At 48.2% G+C, this 16489-nt stretch carries 16 protein-coding genes; all 16 read left to right on the top strand.

Going from position 1 to position 16489, the window contains the following annotated elements; genetic code table 11:
• The coding region (locus C1I60_RS20865) for a tetratricopeptide repeat protein (RefSeq protein ID WP_252361816.1) at positions 1–470 on the top strand (470 nt) is incomplete at its 5' end.
• A 157-nt stretch (positions 471–627) separates the two neighbouring features.
• Positions 628–3495, top strand: a complete 2868-nt coding sequence (dinG, locus tag C1I60_RS20860) for an ATP-dependent DNA helicase DinG (RefSeq protein ID WP_137063433.1) — start codon at positions 628–630, stop codon at positions 3493–3495.
• Between the two features lie 45 nt (positions 3496–3540).
• The gene (locus tag C1I60_RS20855) at positions 3541–4194 is read left to right on the top strand and encodes a redox-sensing transcriptional repressor Rex (RefSeq protein ID WP_137063432.1); all 654 of its coding nucleotides are present in this window, start codon (positions 3541–3543) and stop codon (positions 4192–4194) included.
• On the top strand, positions 4181–5482 hold the full coding sequence (locus C1I60_RS20850; protein WP_137063431.1) for an amidohydrolase: 1302 nt from the start codon (positions 4181–4183) through the stop codon (positions 5480–5482). The genes C1I60_RS20855 and C1I60_RS20850 overlap by 14 nt, the downstream gene beginning before the upstream one ends.
• A 37-nt stretch (positions 5483–5519) precedes the next feature.
• The gene (locus C1I60_RS20845) at positions 5520–6044 is read left to right on the top strand and encodes a cell wall elongation regulator TseB-like domain-containing protein (RefSeq protein WP_137063430.1); all 525 of its coding nucleotides are present in this window, start codon (positions 5520–5522) and stop codon (positions 6042–6044) included.
• Between the two features lie 181 nt (positions 6045–6225).
• Positions 6226–6462, top strand: coding sequence for a hypothetical protein (locus C1I60_RS20840; RefSeq protein WP_137063429.1), 237 nt, complete (start codon positions 6226–6228; stop codon positions 6460–6462).
• Positions 6463–6747: 285 nt separating this feature from the next.
• The gene (locus C1I60_RS20835) at positions 6748–7281 is read left to right on the top strand and encodes a hypothetical protein (RefSeq protein ID WP_137063428.1); all 534 of its coding nucleotides are present in this window, start codon (positions 6748–6750) and stop codon (positions 7279–7281) included.
• Positions 7274–8776 carry an AAA family ATPase gene (locus C1I60_RS20830; RefSeq protein ID WP_137063427.1) on the top strand — a complete coding sequence of 501 codons (1503 nt, stop codon included), beginning with the start codon at positions 7274–7276 and terminating at the stop codon, positions 8774–8776. The genes C1I60_RS20835 and C1I60_RS20830 overlap by 8 nt, the downstream gene beginning before the upstream one ends.
• Positions 8777–8912: 136 nt before the next feature.
• On the top strand, positions 8913–9785 hold the full coding sequence (locus C1I60_RS20825) for a 3-hydroxyacyl-CoA dehydrogenase family protein (protein WP_014282051.1): 873 nt from the start codon (positions 8913–8915) through the stop codon (positions 9783–9785).
• A complete protein-coding gene (locus tag C1I60_RS20820) occupies positions 9782–10978 on the top strand; it encodes an acetate/propionate family kinase (protein WP_137063426.1) in 1197 nt (398 codons plus the stop codon). Before C1I60_RS20825 ends, C1I60_RS20820 begins: the two co-directional genes overlap by 4 nt.
• A gap of 138 nt (positions 10979–11116) precedes the next feature.
• The gene (asnS, locus tag C1I60_RS20815; protein WP_137063425.1) at positions 11117–12412 is read left to right on the top strand and encodes an asparagine--tRNA ligase; all 1296 of its coding nucleotides are present in this window, start codon (positions 11117–11119) and stop codon (positions 12410–12412) included.
• Between the two features lie 3 nt (positions 12413–12415).
• Positions 12416–13141, top strand: coding sequence for a DnaD domain-containing protein (locus C1I60_RS20810; RefSeq protein ID WP_137063424.1), 726 nt, complete (start codon positions 12416–12418; stop codon positions 13139–13141).
• Between the two features lie 97 nt (positions 13142–13238).
• On the top strand, positions 13239–13874 hold the full coding sequence (locus C1I60_RS20805) for an RNA polymerase sigma factor (protein ID WP_137063423.1): 636 nt from the start codon (positions 13239–13241) through the stop codon (positions 13872–13874).
• Positions 13871–14341: a hypothetical protein gene (locus tag C1I60_RS20800; RefSeq protein ID WP_137063422.1), complete on the top strand. Its 471-nt coding sequence runs from the start codon at positions 13871–13873 to the stop codon at positions 14339–14341. Before C1I60_RS20805 ends, C1I60_RS20800 begins: the two co-directional genes overlap by 4 nt.
• A gap of 91 nt (positions 14342–14432) precedes the next feature.
• Entirely contained in the window at positions 14433–15698 is a 1266-nt protein-coding gene (locus tag C1I60_RS20795; protein WP_137063421.1) for a multi-tm2 domain protein, read from the top strand.
• Between the two features lies 1 nt (position 15699).
• Positions 15700–16482, top strand: coding sequence for a hypothetical protein (locus C1I60_RS20790; protein ID WP_137063420.1), 783 nt, complete (start codon positions 15700–15702; stop codon positions 16480–16482).
• The last annotated feature ends 7 nt before the right edge of the window (positions 16483–16489 follow it).

Here is a 16489-nt window from a genome sequence, read left to right as displayed (position 1 = left end):
GGGCTACTGGTTTTTCCGCAGAGTCCGGTATGTCTGACACGGAGTTATCTGAAAAGGCACTGCCTGAAAAGGAGCTGCCTGCCTTTACTCGGGGTCAAGGGTATTACCGACTGCTCATGTATCCTGAGGCCATCCGTCAGTTTGAACAGGTACTACAGCATTTTCCGAACAGCTGGCAAAGCCGTATGTATATGGGGATGGCGTATTTTCAACTGGAGGATACAGCGGAGGCTGTGAGCCATTTTCAGAAGGTGCTGCACCTGACAGAGCAGTCCAGACTGAAAGCGGTCATCTATAACGCGTTGGGCTGTCTTATGGCCAAGCAGGCTGATGTGGAGGAGGCGCAAAAATGTTTTGCTCTCGCTCATCAGTTCGATCCTGCGTTGCCCGAGCCGTTGCACAATATGGAAGCCTGTTTGTCCGATGCCGAAATGCTTCGGTACGACAGCTCCATAATGACCTGGCTGTAGTTGTCAGACACCGATTGAGACGATGCATATCCACCTTCCCAGGCGGTGTGTGTATCGTCTTTTTTGGCTGTCTTAATTTCCAAACAGGCGATCTTCTGCTATGCTATTATATAAAGTTATTATTTTTGTATGTGTCAAAAGAAAGGATTAAGCCCGAATGAAATTTGCGGTATTGGATTTTGAAACGACAGGCACCCAGTCCGCGGATGACATCATTCAAGTCGGACTTGCAATTATAGAGCATGATAACAGCATTTCCCGTGTTTACGGTTCTTATGTGAACCCTGGCAGATCCATTCCGCCTTTTATTACCGGATTGACCGGGATTACAGACGATGACGTCAAGGATGCTCCTGCCCTCGAAGAGATGATGATGGAGCTTGTACCTATGCTGGACGATGTCGTGCTGGTCGGCCATAATGTGGCGTTTGATTTTAATTTTTTGCAAAACGCTTTGGATCGGTGCGGGTACTTGCCGTTTACCGGCAGAATTTTGGATACGATGGATTTTCTGAAAATCATGTTTCCATCGCTATCTTCCTATCAGCTGGGTTTTGTTTCTTCTGAGTTTGGGCTGGCGCATGACCGACCCCATCAAGCAGACAGCGACGCATTGGCTACGGCTGAGGTGTTTTTAAATTGTCTGGATGAGCTTCACGCGCTGCCTTTGATTACTATACAGCGGCTCAGCGATTTGTTTGCAGAGGAAGACAGTGACCTCGGATGGTTTTTGGATGGGGTGCGTGAAGACAAAGAGCATGATCCTATTCAGGATTTGGAGGGTCATCAGTTTTACCGCCAGCTTGCGCTGAAGGTGGAGGATTGGACGGAGCTAGCTGCCCCTCGCAGAGAGGACGACCCTAATCCGCTGGCAGGTGTTTCCTTTGAGGAATACATGGATGATGTCCGAGACAATTTACGTTCATCTTTGAGCCAATATGAGGAACGCGAGGCGCAGACGCAAATGATTGCGGGTGTGAATCAGGCGCTGAGTGAGGACAAGCACCTGTTGATCGAGGCGGGTACGGGGACAGGCAAGTCCCTCGGTTATTTGCTCCCTTCGCTGTACCATAGTGTGAAAAATGGACAGCGAGTCATGGTAAGTACGCATACGATCAACCTACAGGAGCAATTACGTGAGCGTGATATTCCGATGCTGACCAAGGTGATCCCGTTCCCGTTCCGGGCTGCCATTTTTAAGGGCCGAGGACATTATTTGTGTCTGCGTAAGTTTGAACATAAAATAAACAGAAGAGACTTCGCAACGCCGAAGGAAGATTTAATTACAGCGGCCCAGATGATCGTCTGGCTGACGTTGACGGAAACCGGTGATGATGAAGAACTGAATCTAAGCAATCGTGGTGGAGATTTTTGGGAAACGGTGGCCAGTGATTCCGAGTCTTGTCTTGGTCGTTCTTGTCCATGGTTCCGCAAATGTTTTTATCATCGTGCGCGCCATGAGGCGGGAATAGCCGATGTGGTCATTACGAATCATTCCAAGCTGTTCACGGACGTAAAAGCAAGTCATCAACTGTTGCCGAGTTATGAGCATCTGGTCATTGATGAAGCGCATCATCTGGAGGAAGTCGCTGGTAAGCACCTGGGCATGCATATGAAATATTTCACACTCTTGCATACGCTGACCCGGTTGTTCAAGGACAGCAAGAACGGACAATTGCCTTCGCTGCGTCAGCAGTTGGCAAAGTCGGGGCATGAGAAATCGACGGATTGGGCTTCTACCATTGACCAACTGTATCCGCTCGTGCTGGAGGTCAAGGAGACTTGGGATCTGCTGAGCGACAAGCTGTTTGGCATGCTGCCGGAGCGAAGTGATGCGACACCGGGTGAAACAGGGCAGTTTTCTTCCCGTCTCAAGCCGTCGGCCAAGCCTGCCAAGTGGGATCAGGCGGCTGCGCTGGAAAATCAGGTTTATGTAACGTTGAGCGAAATTTTGCGCAAGGGCGACAAGCTGATGCTCGACGTGAAAGAAGAACATGACGATTATGCGGCTGACAGCCTCATTACAGATATTACGGGGCTGCTTAAGGATTTGGCAGGCATTAGGGAAAGCTTGCGTTTTTTCATGCGTCTGGATGATGAGACGACCGTATATTGGCTCGAAGCGAGCGGGCAATTCCGCAGCAAGTCGCTACAATTTTATGCGGTGCCCGTCGATGTGAGCCGCCAGCTGAAAGAAATGTTTTTTGACAAAAAAAGGAGCATTATTCTGACTTCTGCTACCTTGTCAGTGGATAAGTCGTTTCAGTACATGACCGATCAGCTCGGCTTGCAGGAGGCCGCAGATCAAGGGCGGCTGATGACTACGCAGCTTCCGTCACCCTTCAATTACAGGGATCAGGTGCTGCTAGTCATTCCAAGGGATTTTCCGAGCGTGAAGGGCAGTGTAGGAGACGAGCATTTTGTAGATATGCTCGTCAGCTCGCTAGGTGCGACTGCCCAAGCGACGCAGGGGAGAATGCTCGTTCTCTTTACCTCCTACCGCATGCTCCGGCAGGTGTATGAGCCGCTTAAGGAGGCGTTGGCATCCAGCGACATCACCGTGCTGGGGCAGGGCGTAGACAGTGGGAGCCGCAGCAAGCTGACCCGACGTTTTCAGGAAGCCAAAGCTTCTGTGTTGCTGGGAACCAGCAGCTTCTGGGAAGGCGTCGATATTCCGGGCAAGGCGCTGACGTGTCTGGCCATTGTCCGCTTGCCGTTCCAACCGCCGAATCACCCGCTGCTGGAGGCTAAAAGTGAGCTGCTCCAGCAGCAGAAGAAAAATCCTTTTATGAAGCTGTCTGTTCCGCAGGCCGTCATTCGCTTCAAACAGGGATTTGGACGTTTGGTACGTACGGCGAGCGATCACGGGGTCGTTATCGTTTACGATACACGTGTGATCGAATCCTATTACGGAAAGCACTTTTTGTACTCGTTACCGGGACCAAAAATGGAGCATATGCCGACGGAGCAAATGGTGCCCCGCATCGCCGAGTGGCTCCAATCCGCCCCGGAGACAGAGGCATAACGGACGGACATCTATACATGTCCGTTACAATTAGGGGGAGCATGTATGAAATCAGATAAAATTTCAGAGGCTGTCGTACGGAGGTTACCCGTATATTTACGTTATCTGAATGCACTGCACAAAAGGGAGGTGGCTACGGTCTCTTCCCAGGAGTTGGGACAAAGACTGGATTTAAATCCGGCTCAAATTCGTAAGGATCTCGCGTATTTTGGAGATTTTGGCCGTAAGGGTATCGGCTATGATGTTACTTATCTTATCGAGAAAATACGCCATATCCTGAAAATCGACCAGCAAATTAATGTGGTGTTGGTCGGAGCAGGTAATCTGGGGCAAGCCCTTTCGAATTATAATGCTTATTTAAAAGACAATATGAAAATTGTAGCGGTATTTGATGCTGTCCCAGAAAAGGTCGGAACCAAGATCAATACGCTGGTCGTGCAGCCAATGGATGAACTCGAAGCGACCGTGAAGGAACAAAACATTCGGATCGGGATTATTACCGTACCGGATTTTGAAGCGCAGCACGTGGCTGACAGGCTCATAGATAGCGGGATTGGAGCGATATTGAACTTTGCACCGACTACGCTCAAGGCACCAGCAAATATTCGAATACATGCCACAGATTTTACAACAGATTTGTTAAGCCTCGCTTATTATTTGGAGGACGGAAAGGAAGATACGCAACATGACAGCGAATAAATGGATGATTAAAAATGGCTCTTTTGCCGTGAACAGACCGGAAGCCGGGGTAATCTACGGCTATATGATCGTGGAGGACAGTCGCATTACCTATATTGGCGAGACTTTGCCAGCGGGTGAGGAAGAGACGGAAGCGATTGATGGTAACGGACTGTTGTTTTTACCTGGTCTGATTAATACACATGGTCATGCGGCGATGTCTCTGCTGCGTGGGTATGGGGATGATCTGGCTCTTCAAGTATGGCTTCAGGAAAAAATGTGGCCGATGGAAGCCAAGTTTACGTCTACGGATGTGTACTGGGGTACGTCCTTGTCCGTGCTGGAAATGCTGAAAGGCGGAACAACGACCTTTTTGGACATGTATGATCATATGGACGAGGTGGCTCGTGTAGCTGAAGAGTCCGGCATCCGTGCGAGCCTGATGCGTGGAGCGATTGGACTATGTTCGGAGGAAGAGCAGCGGATCAAGCTGGCTGAGGCTGTGAATTTTGCACGTAATTGGCATGGAAAAGCAGACGGTCGCATTACGACTATGATGTCTCCGCATGCGCCGTATACGTGTCCGCCTGAGTTTATCGAAAAATTCGTACAGGCTGCGCATGATCTGGACTTACCGTTGCATACGCATATGTCGGAAACCATTGCCGAGGTAGAGCAAAACGTACGCGACTACGGCTTGCGTCCGGTTGCGCATTTGGATAAGCTCGGCTTTTTCTCCCGTCCATCGCTTGTTGCCCATGCTGTTCATCTGAATGACGAAGAAATAGCTTTGCTGGCTGAACGTGGTGTAGCGGTTTCGCATAATCCGGGCAGCAACTTGAAGCTGGCGAGCGGTGTGGCAAGAGTGCCTGATCTGCTCCGTGCAGGCGTTACTGTCTCTCTGGGAACAGACGGCCCTGCCAGTAACAATAACCTGGACATGTTTGAGGAAATGCGGCTGGCTGCACTCATTCACAAGGGAGTATCTGGCGACCCAACCGCAGTTCCTGCGGGTGAGGCGTTGCGTCTGGCAACGGAGTACGGAGCGAAGTCGATTGGCTTGAATGAGGTAGGGGCGTTGGCAGCAGGCAACAAAGCTGACTTTATCGCGCTCGATCTCAATCAGGCTCATTTCTTGCCGCGTACGGATCTCATTTCCCATGCGGTATACTCTGCAAGCGCCAAAGACGTGGCCCATGTATGGGTAAACGGTCGTCAGATTGTGAAAAACGGTGAGTGCCTGACTATGGATGAGGAACGTATCAAGCATGAGGCACAAGCCGCCTTTGAAGGGCTGCTGTCGCGCTAATTCAGGTGTCACATCCCCTAAGAGAGGAAGCACAGGTTTGAAAAATAAGAAAAAATGGATAGCGGTCGGGATTCTGGGCGTTATACTGATTCTGGTCAGCATTTTCTGGTATTATTCCTACGTTACTCAAGACCAGGTGATTGAGAGGAATGCTGCTATCGTAAAGGCCAAGCAATCAGGTGGTCTGGTTAGCACAACACAGACGTGGAAGTCGGTGTGGGATCGGGTATATTGGGTAGTTCAAGGGAAAAATGCTCAGAACGAAAATATTATGGTGTGGGTCCCTTTTCAAAAAGTGGAGGGTCAACCTAATGTGCCTGTCGCAGATAATAGCAGTGTTCATACCGAGCTACTGAAAAACGGAGTCGACGAGCAAAAAATGACGGCGATGATCCAGCAGCAGCTTCCGGGTATAGATATTGTAAGGCTTGAGCCGAGTGTGTTTAATGGTCAATATGTGTGGCAGTTGTTTTATGATGACGGCAGCCATCATTATTATACCTTTTATCGCTTCTCGGATGGGGGATCGGCGGGGGTAAAGTATACTTTGCCTAATTACTAGAGTGCTGCGGGGAGTGGATGATGGTGGTTTGGGAGCTTTAGGAGCGCTGCGTGGTCCATTTGATCTTCCGATCGCTATCGCTTCTTCAGATTCAAATGGCCCACTCCGCTGGCTGACCACCGTGGAGTCACTTCAAACACCACTCTTTTCATGAGAGCTGGGGGAAGAGGGCACGGACGCTGTGCTGCGCTTGTCTCCGTTTTGGGTTTACACGCTAAAAAGACGTAAATACGAATTTAATCGTATTTACGTCTTTTTTGTTAATACCCCTGGCGAAGCTTGGCTGCAAGCGAGCGAAGCATATTTACCTACCCAACTTTCCTCACAAGGCGAAATATTCTTTATGACTGTGCAGCAGCGGAGTGGAGGATTTGAATCTGGAGAAGCGATAGCGTTCGCCTTTGTCATGGGATTCTAACCGTTAAATGTTTTATTTAATCAAAAGAATCCCATGGCAACAGCGATCGTAAGATCAAATCATTCACGGAGCACCTCACCATAACCAATGATTTTGCCTTATCGCAACTCCCCCACACATTGCCTTCGATATTAGATATACGTTATGATATACTATATTTTATAAGTGATAGACAAAATTGATAGATAAAGACTTGCTGATCACTGTAAGATCATGCAGTCTGGTTTATTTGTTGACATTCGTCCCGTTTCTTCTGTGTTTTACATTTTGAGAGGAGGATGTTATTTGAAATTACGTGCAGTTCCTATCGTTGTTGCGGCGGTTTTGGCAGCATTGCTGCTGTTCGGAGGATGGTTCATTTACCGTCAGGTTACAATGCAAAGTCCTTTGGAAAAAATAGTTTCCCAATATCCCGGCGTGACAAGCGCTCAAATAGATATTAAACCGGATCAGGTTGTTTTGAATCTGGATCTCAAACCGCAGGCAGATATTGCCGGATTGGTCAATGTAGTTAAGCAAAAAGGACAGGCTATCATTGGCAGCCGTTCTGTTAAGCTGGAAATTGCGGATCATTCCAATCCAGCCTTGAACCAGTGGTGGTCTGAGGCCATGTTTCCGGTAGCGGAAGCGATGGAAAATAAAAAATACACCCAAATTTCATCGACCGTCGAGCTGATGAAAAAGAAAAAAGCCGGTATCGAGGCCGATACCGATATGGATTCTAACAACGTCTATATCCGACTCAGCGAAGGCAAAGCGACCAAATTTATCGTTTTGCCACGTCAATCTCAGCAAATGGGGGTATGGCCTAATGCCTAGATGGATCAAGGAAGCACTAATCGGCATTGTGCCGGTGACCATTATATTTCTCGTTTTTATTGGGGTGAATATTATCCCTTTTCTTATCGCAGGCTTGATGCTCAGCGGCTTGCTAATGCTCATGCATGCACGTGGAGGCTTGGCTGTAGGGGCCGGTCAAGAACGTAAGCGTAAAAAGAATGGCCCGGACAAGCTTACTTTTGAGGAGATCGGCGGGCAAGAAAGCGCCAAGCAGGAGCTGCGAGAAGCGCTGGATTTTTTGAATCGGCATGATGAAATTTCCAAGTTTGGCATTCGTCCACTAAAAGGTGTTTTGCTTACAGGCCCTCCGGGAACCGGCAAAACACTGATGGCGAAGGCAGCTGCGCACTATACCAATTCTGTATTTGTTGCCGCTTCAGGCAGTGAGTTTGTTGAAATGTACGTAGGTGTTGGTGCAGGCCGTGTCCGTGAGCTGTTTCGGGAGGCCCGCACTCGTGCAGCCAAGGAAAAGAAGGAAAATGCCATTATTTTTATTGACGAGATCGACGTGATTGGCGGCAAGCGTGAGGGTGGACAGCAACGTGAATATGACCAAACCTTGAATCAGTTGCTGACAGAAATGGACGGCATCTATTCGGCAGATACTCCGCGCATTTTGATCATTGCGGCAACAAACCGTAAAGAAATGCTGGACAGCGCCTTAACGCGCCCGGGGCGTTTTGACCGTCATATTCAAGTGGATTTGCCTGACAAAAAGGGCCGTCTTCATATTCTTAAAATCCATGCCAAAAACAAACCGATTCAGGAAGATGTGAATCTGGACAAAATTGCTGAGGAATCTTACGGGTTTTCCGGTGCGCAGTTGGAAAGTGTCATGAATGAAGCGGCAATCTATGCGATGAGACAGGAACAGGAAATGATTGCGCAAAAGCATCTGTCGATGGCGATTGACAAGGTGATGATGGGTGAGAAGACGGATCGTGAATCAACGCTGGAAGAGAAAAAGCGTGTAGCGATTCATGAACTGGGACATGCTATTATGGCTGAAATCGTTCGTCCAGGCAGTGTCAGCCAGGTAGCGCTCAGCCCGCGTGGGAAAGCGCTCGGCTATGTGCGGCATAATCCACAGCAAGAGCATTATTTGTATACCAAGCAGTTCCTGGAGGAGCAGATCATGATCTCGCTCGCAGGGGCTACGGCGGAAGAAATGTACTATGGCGGTCGCAGTACAGGCTCTAGCAACGATTTTGAGCAGGCGCTGAACATTGTTCATACGATGATGACTTCAGGTTTGACTTCACTCGGCATTATTAACATGGAAATGGTAACAAAAGAAGAGCTCATGCGCGAAAATGGCGAGATTATGGACGACCTGCATAACCGTACATTGGAGCTTCTCGAAAAGCATCGTCCAGTATTCGACAACTCTCTTGATATCCTTATGAAGGAAGAAACCCTGTCCGGGGATCAATTTAGATGTCAATTTAGTGAAAATGCTCTATTACCAGCATAATTTTTTATGCTGGTTATTTTTTTTTACTTTTAGTCCGTGCTAAGATATTATTAGCTATTGGGACATAAACATGTATTTTTCGACAAAGAAGGATACAATATAAGAGAGTGACCAGGAAAGGGTGGAGTAAAGAACCATGCAATTTAAAAAAATCGGCGTCATCGGCGGCGGCACCATGGGACAGGGTATTTCTGAAATGCTCGCGTCCAAAGGAATTGATGTGCTGTTGGTAGAGCAGACACCAGAGAAACTAGACTACGCCTACAATATGATTGAAACGAGTCTGGACAAGCAACTGGAAAAGTGGGCAATTACACAAGCGGAGAAAAAATTGATTTTATCCCGCATCCAGAAAGTTTCCCATTTGGCTGAGCTCGGCAGCTGTGACATGGTCATTGAGACCATTACAGAAAATCTGGACGAGAAGAAAGCTGTTTTCCAAGAGCTGGACCATGTGTGTCCAAGCAACATTATTCTTGCAAGTAATACATCCACGCTGAGCCTGACCGAGCTTGCCAGCTCGACCAAGTATCCTGAGCGTGTTATTGGCATGCACTTTATCTATCCGGTATCCCGCATTGATCTTGTAGAAATTATTCGTGGTTTGAAAACTTCCGACGATACATTTGAAAACACCAAGATGTTCGTTGAAGAAATAGTGGAGAAAAAAGGGGTTATGATTTATGAATCCCCAGGCTTCGTAACAAGCCGTATCATCTGCCTGCTGATCAATGAAGCGGCTCACGTTCTTCAAGAGGGCGTTGCTTCTGCTGAAGATATCGACGATGCTATGCGAATCGGCTACAGCTTCCAAAACGGTCCTTTGGAAATGGCTGACCGCTTTGGTCTGGATTCCGTTTTGGCTGCTCTGGAGCGTATGTTCCGTGAATTCGGCGAATTAAAATATCGTCCGTCCATCGTCCTGAAGAAAATGGTGCGTGCAGGTAATCTGGGCGTTAAATCGGGCGAAGGCTTCTTTAAGTACGACAAGGATGGTGACCGGATATGAAAATTCTCGTAATTAACGCAGGGAGTTCTTCCCTGAAATACCAGCTATATGATATGACGGACGAGTCTGTTCTGGCAAAAGGATTGGTAGAGCGCATCGGTATGGATTCTTCCATCCTGACGCATAAGCCGACCAATAAAGAAGAATACACTGAGGTTAGCGAAATTCTGGAGCATACTACAGCGATCCGTAAAGTGCTGAATGCACTCACAGATGCGGAACATGGTGTCATCTCCAGCACTAGCGAAATTCAGGCTGTGGGCCACCGCGTTGTTCATGGAGGCGAAATCTTCAAGCAGTCAGCAGTCGTAACGCCTGAAGCGAAGAGTGAAATCCGCCGCTTGTTCGACCTTGCGCCATTGCATAACCCGGCTTCCATGATGGGTATTAAAGCGGCTGAATTGAATATGCCTGATGTACCGCAGGTTGTTGTATTTGATACCTCGTTCCATCAAACCATGCCTGAAAAAGCTTACATGTACGCCATTCCAAGAGTGTTGTACAATAAGTACAAGGTTCGTCGCTACGGCGCGCATGGTACTTCCCATGATTATGTAAGCAAGGAAGCTGCCAAATTCATTGGTCGTCCTTTGGAAGAGTTGAAAATCATCACTTGCCACATTGGTAACGGCGGCAGTGTAACAGCAGTTCAAGGCGGTTTGTCTGTAGATACTTCCATGGGTATGACTCCACTGGAAGGACTTATGATGGGGACACGTAGTGGTGATTTGGACCCGGCAATCGTGCCTTATGTGATGAATAAAGAAGAATTGACGGTCAATGAAGTCAATTCCATGCTGAACAAGCATAGTGGACTTTTGGCTATCTCCGGTATCAGCAGTGATATGCGTGAAATCACAGAAGGTATGGAAAAAGGCGAAGCTAATTCTACATTGGCATTTGAAATGTATGAGTACCGTCTGCGCAAATATATTGGTTCGTATGCCGCCGCAATGAACGGGGTGGACGTGATCGTATTCACGGCAGGTGTAGGCGAAAACTCCGTCGTACTGCGTAAGAGAGTGCTGGAGCAACTGACATTCCTCGGTATTGAGCTGGATGAATCGTTGAACGCTATTCGTTCTGGCGAGCCTCGCCGGATTACAACAGCAAATTCGAAGGTTGATGTATTGATCGTTCCGACGAACGAAGAGCTGGTTATTGCCCGCGACACGTTCCGCCTGGTTCAGTAGTTCGACCCAAAGTTTAAACTTTATGCATATACGGGTTACCACTCAGAATAGGTTCCGTATGCGCCAAACAGCGAGAGCAAACAGCCTGACCCAGGGGGAAGGGCTGTTTGATTTTCGGTTAAGAGGAGAGAGACTGTCATGACGAATAAAAGTACGATTGCCCTAGTGGGGCGCCATGTAGGGGAAACGGTTACAATTGGCGCTTGGGTAAATAATAAACGATCTAGTGGTAAAATTCAGTTCCTTCAACTACGTGATGGTACTGGATATATTCAAGGGGTTATCGTGAAAAGCGAGGTGTCCGAGGACATTTGGAATGATGCCAAATCCTTGACACAGGAAAGCTCTCTGTATGTTACCGGCGTTGTACGCGAAGAACCGCGTAGCCAATCCGGTTTTGAACTGACGGTAACGGGTATTGAAATTATTCATTTGACAGAAAACTATCCGATCACGCCAAAAGAACACGGTGTAGATTTCCTGATGGATCACCGTCACCTGTGGTTGCGTTCCGCCAAGCAACGCGCGGTTCTAATCGTACGTGCGGAAATTATCCGTGCGGTACAGGAATTTTTTAACGGTAATGGCTTTACAAAGGTGGACCCGCCGATTTTGACTCCTTCTTCCGCAGAAGGCACAACAGAGCTGTTCCATATCAAATATTTTGACGAGGATGCTTATCTGACGCAAAGCGGCCAGTTGTATATGGAAGCGGCAGCGATGGCGCTTGGCAAAGTATACTCGTTTGGTCCAACCTTCCGTGCGGAAAAGTCCAAAACACGTCGTCACCTGATTGAGTTCTGGATGATCGAGCCGGAGATGGCTTTTGTGGATCACGAGGAGTCTTTGCGCGTACAGGAGCAATTTGTGAGTCATATTGTACAATCAGTGCTGAAAAATTGTGCAAAAGAGCTTGAAACGATCGGACGCGATGTCTCAAAGCTGGAGCAAATTCAGGGAGAATTCCCGCGCATTACGTATGATGAGGCGATTGCTTTCCTTCAAGGAGAAGGATTCGATATTCCTTGGGGCGAGGACTTTGGCGCCCCGCATGAAACGGCTATTGCTGAGAGATATAACAAGCCAGTGTTCATTACACATTGGCCGACTCACATTAAGGCATTTTATATGAAGCCTGATCCAACTCGTCCAGAGGTTGTCCTGTGCGCCGATATGATCGCTCCTGAAGGCTACGGTGAAATTATTGGGGGTTCCCAACGGATAGATGATCCGTCCTTGATGGAAGAACGTTTTGACGAGCATAACTTGGCGCGTGAAGCTTACCAATGGTATATGGATCTGCGCACCTACGGTACCGTTCCGCATTCCGGCTTTGGACTGGGACTGGAGCGTACGGTAGCATGGATTTGTGGGCTCGATCATGTACGTGAAACGATTCCGTTCCCACGTATGCTGTATCGTCTGTATCCGTAACCGATGACCGGATCATTCGACAAGACATCAGCGGCAGAGTGGGCGGAGGGAGTAGCCTTTGCAATGGAAGCCGGAATGGTCCAGATTCCCTACGCCCTGCTCAAGCATTATCGGACACTTCGACTGACGGATGGAGAGATGCTTCTGCTTATGCAGTTGCTTGCTTTTAAACAAGCCGAACGTAATGAATTTCCAACCTGGGAGCAATTGCAGGCCCGTATCGGATGTACAGCGAACGAAATCGGGCTCTATTTCAGCAAGCTGATGAAGGAGGGTTTTTTGCGGATTGATACTGTGGAAGACCGCAACTCGTCCGTGCAATTTGAACGCTACAATCTAACGGGGCTATACCGTAAGCTGGCGGAATGTATGATACCCGAGCGCACGGAGCAGAGCGATGATGATATTTTGTTTGCTGGAAAACCGGATGTGCTGAATGGGATATTGGAGTCTCCGCCTTCGGAGGAACGGAATTTGTTCACGATTTTCGAGAAGGAATTTGGCCGACCGTTGTCACCAATGGAATACGAGACGATCACCAGTTGGGTGGATCAGGATCGTTATCTTGAGGAGCTGATTTTGCTGGCTTTGAAGGAAGCAGTGTTTGCAGGGAAGGTACACTTCCGGTATATTGACCGCATTTTGCTGGAATGGAGCCGAAACCGTGTCCGTAATGCGCAGGATGCGAAGGAATACGCTCAGCGTTTTCGTGGCGGCGGACGCAGCTAAAGCGATAGACTGAGGTTTTCAGGCAGCAGCAAGGTTTACATTATATGAGCGAACAGCAGCTTTAGCGATAGAGGACACGCCACTCCGAGAGGAGGGTGTGTCCTTTTTTAAATATTTTTTTCGAAAAATATGCAGGGGGAGGAAATTCTCCGGCGTCTATAGTATTGGGAAGGGGGAGAGCGTCATTGATATAGAGAGAATCATTGAACGAATACGGTCTGGTGACCGGCAGGCGTTCCGTGAGATGGTAGAGCTGTACAGCAAGCATGTGTATCATGTGGCCTATTCGGTGCTGCATGATAGCAAAGAAGCGGAAGATGCTGCTCAGGAAGCGTTCGTTCAGGTGTATAAATCTCTCCCCCAGTACCGGAACGAAGGTTTTAAAACGTGGCTGACCCGAATTGCGCTCCACAAGGCGCTGGATATCAAGCGCAAACAGGACAGACGGCCCGCAGAGCTTATAGATGTGACAGAAACCCTCGTACAGCTCCCTTCCCGGGATGAGGATGTGCTGGTCCGTCTGATCCGCGAGGAGCGAAATGTGGAATTATCGCAAAAAATCGCCCAGCTGCCCCAGCAGCATCGGGATATTATCAAAGCCTATTATATGCAGGGCAAAACCTACGATCAAATTGCAGAAGAGACGCAGGTAGCCTTGAAAACAGTAGAGTCCAGACTCTATCGGGCACGGCAGTGGATTCGAAATCACTGGAAGGAGGAGGAATGGCAATGACTAACCAACATGATAAACCGTGGACTAAAGGGCAGATGAATGATTGGCACGCTTATATTACAGGAACTTGCACGACAGAGGAATCCGCACGGCTGGAAAAGCTTCTGCTGGAAGATGAGCAGGCGCTGGGTTTATACCTTGTTGCACTGGAGCAGCTGGAGCCGACATTGGAAGATTGTTCTGCCTGGATGGATACGGAGCGCTTCACAGATCAGGTAATGGCTGCTCTTCCCGATAAGGAAGCAGAATCGGGTCAAGCCATTGTCAAAAAACGCCGTTGGTTTGAAAAGCCTGCGTTTCACTACGTAGTTGCGGCAAGCTTGACGCTAATTCTACTGTCTAGCGGTGCTTTTGACAAAATGATGCCGCAAACCAGTGGTAAACCGATTCCTCCGAAAGAGCGTGTCTCTTACAGTGAAGAGGTCATGCGGGCTACGACAAGCTGGCTCGACAAATTAAAGCCCTAAAATCAATGAAAGTGGCAGATAGAAAGATTTAAATTCAAACCTTCAGATGAGGTTTTTATCAAAATCTCAAGATTAGAGAGGAAGTGTAGCGGTGCCTTATACGGAACGAAGCAAGCTCCTGGCATTTCTGTTAAACATGATTCCCGGTGTGGGACACTATTACTGGACCAGAAAAGCCAATGCGTTTGTATATACCATTTTGTTTTTCGGTTGTCTGGCTGGAGGATTTTTTCTAGCGGCGGTTTCAAGTGACGAAATGCCTTTATTGGCCAGTATGTTTGTTGCCGCTCTTTTTTGGGGGCTCAGTATGCTGCATATCATTATTAGCTTGTTGCGTTATGACCCTCGTGCAGTCGCTGCTCCATATCCCCCTCATGCGGGCCCGAATCCATATGGTTTTTACCCCCAAGGTGCGCCATATGGAGATGGTGGCTTGGCGGGCGAGGCTTCGAAGGGAGCGCGAAACGGGGATACGGATATACCAGGAGTAAGAGTGGATTTTGATGCAGGCTATAATCAATTTGCGCAGGGACACTATGGATTGGCAGGTTCGCCTGCTTTTCAAAAAGGCTCGGATAATGAACGCTTTTTCACCATATTGCTGTCGTTCATCCCTGGACTGGGACACCTTCATTTAGGGCTGATGCAGCGAGGTTTGTCTTTCCTGCTGTCCTTCTTTGGCTTTGGAGCTATTCTGGTTTTTATTTCCATTATTACAAATGAATCCGGATTTATGGCGTTTGCGGGCGTGCTGCCGATCATTTGGCTGTATTGTATGTTTGATGCGGTGCAGCATGTACATCGTAAACAAGCGGGAGAAATTCTTCAGGATCGGACCTTGTTTGAAGAACTGGAGCATGGAAGAGTCGAGGGGCGGCGTAGCAAAATGCTGGCTACCATTCTATCGGTATTTCCCGGGGCGGGACATATGTATATTGGTCTGCAAAAACGGGGTCTTCAGCTCATGCTTCTGTTCTTAGGCGGTATTTATGTGCTGGATGTGCTGCAATTGTCTCTCTTTTTGTTCCTGATTCCGGTGGTCTGGTTCTATAGCTTTTTTGATGCGTTGCAGCAGATAAGCCGCTATGGTCGGGAACCGTTGATTGACAAGCCTGTGATTGGTATGCTTGCTCAATATCATCGCTGGGTAGGCTTGGGACTATTATTGTTGGGTGCCTACTACATCGTGATCAACGTACTTGTTCCTACTTTGGATCGTTTGTTTCCAAACGGGGATATTTACAATTTGGTTGATATGTATCTACGGACGATTATCGTATCCTTATTGTTGATTGGCGGTGGTATTTGGATGATGGTCGGTAATTCCAAATCTAAACGGATAAAGGAGAAACAATAGGATGGATACTGAGTTTTCAAAGAGTGAGGCTCCCTTTAAGGGAGCCCATCATCCTCATAATGATACAGGAGGCTCTACAGGCATATTTGGTACTTCATCCAAGATAAGCAGCTCCTCCAAAGCACCAAACGCCCCGGCAGGGGTATGGAAGGTTGGAAGGCTGTCGATGGGACTTTTTCTGGTCTTGTTGGGAGGAGTAACGTTTGCCTCCAAGTTTTGGGGAGCGGGCATATTGGATCAGGCGTTGACGTGGTGGCCTGTCGTTTTTGTTTTGCTGGGGCTCGAAATTTTAATGTATACGGCGTGGAAAGGGACACGTGAGCGCATCCGTTATGATCTGTTCAGTATGTTTATTACAGCAGTCCTGTTTTTTTGTTGTATCGGTTTTGCGGTGGTTAGTTCACTGGGACTTACTCCGCAAGTCAGGGATATGATTAGCTCGGTTCAGGAAACAAAGCTTCTTCCTGATTGGCATGAAAAACTGCCTGCCGGAGTGACCAAGGTAATCGTGCAGGGTGAGAATCCCTATGCAGTCAAAATTGACGCAACCACCTCACCGGAGGTGCATGTGTTCGGAAGTTATGTTTACACAGGCAACGAGAATGAATTAAAAGGACAGGAGCTGTATCAGACAAAGCATATCGGAGATACGCTGTATGTGCTACTGAGCCAAATCCCGACACGTTTTATGCAACCCCAGCATCAGCTCGATGTTACGATTGCTGTACCCGAGGGGATTACGGTTACCGTGCGCGATAGTCAGGGAAATATAATTGAAAAATAGGAGAGAA

Source organism: Paenibacillus terrae, from assembly GCF_005217525.1.
GTDB lineage: Bacteria > Bacillota > Bacilli > Paenibacillales > Paenibacillaceae > Paenibacillus > Paenibacillus terrae_C.
This window is presented reverse-complemented; position numbering and strand designations above follow the sequence as displayed.

What these genes read in the sequence shown, in the direction of transcription:
- dinG (WP_137063433.1), top strand. Translation starts at nt 628, where the DNA reads ATGAAATTTGCGGTATTGGATTTTGAAACGACAGGCACCCAGTCCGCG.
- C1I60_RS20855 (WP_137063432.1), top strand. Translation starts at nt 3,541, where the DNA reads ATGAAATCAGATAAAATTTCAGAGGCTGTCGTACGGAGGTTACCCGTA.
- C1I60_RS20850 (WP_137063431.1), top strand. Translation starts at nt 4,181, where the DNA reads ATGACAGCGAATAAATGGATGATTAAAAATGGCTCTTTTGCCGTGAAC.
- C1I60_RS20830 (WP_137063427.1), top strand. Translation starts at nt 7,274, where the DNA reads ATGCCTAGATGGATCAAGGAAGCACTAATCGGCATTGTGCCGGTGACC.
- C1I60_RS20825 (WP_014282051.1), top strand. Translation starts at nt 8,913, where the DNA reads ATGCAATTTAAAAAAATCGGCGTCATCGGCGGCGGCACCATGGGACAG.
- C1I60_RS20820 (WP_137063426.1), top strand. Translation starts at nt 9,782, where the DNA reads ATGAAAATTCTCGTAATTAACGCAGGGAGTTCTTCCCTGAAATACCAG.
- asnS (WP_137063425.1), top strand. Translation starts at nt 11,117, where the DNA reads ATGACGAATAAAAGTACGATTGCCCTAGTGGGGCGCCATGTAGGGGAA.
- C1I60_RS20810 (WP_137063424.1), top strand. Translation starts at nt 12,416, where the DNA reads ATGACCGGATCATTCGACAAGACATCAGCGGCAGAGTGGGCGGAGGGA.
- C1I60_RS20800 (WP_137063422.1), top strand. Translation starts at nt 13,871, where the DNA reads ATGACTAACCAACATGATAAACCGTGGACTAAAGGGCAGATGAATGAT.
- C1I60_RS20790 (WP_137063420.1), top strand. Translation starts at nt 15,700, where the DNA reads ATGGATACTGAGTTTTCAAAGAGTGAGGCTCCCTTTAAGGGAGCCCAT.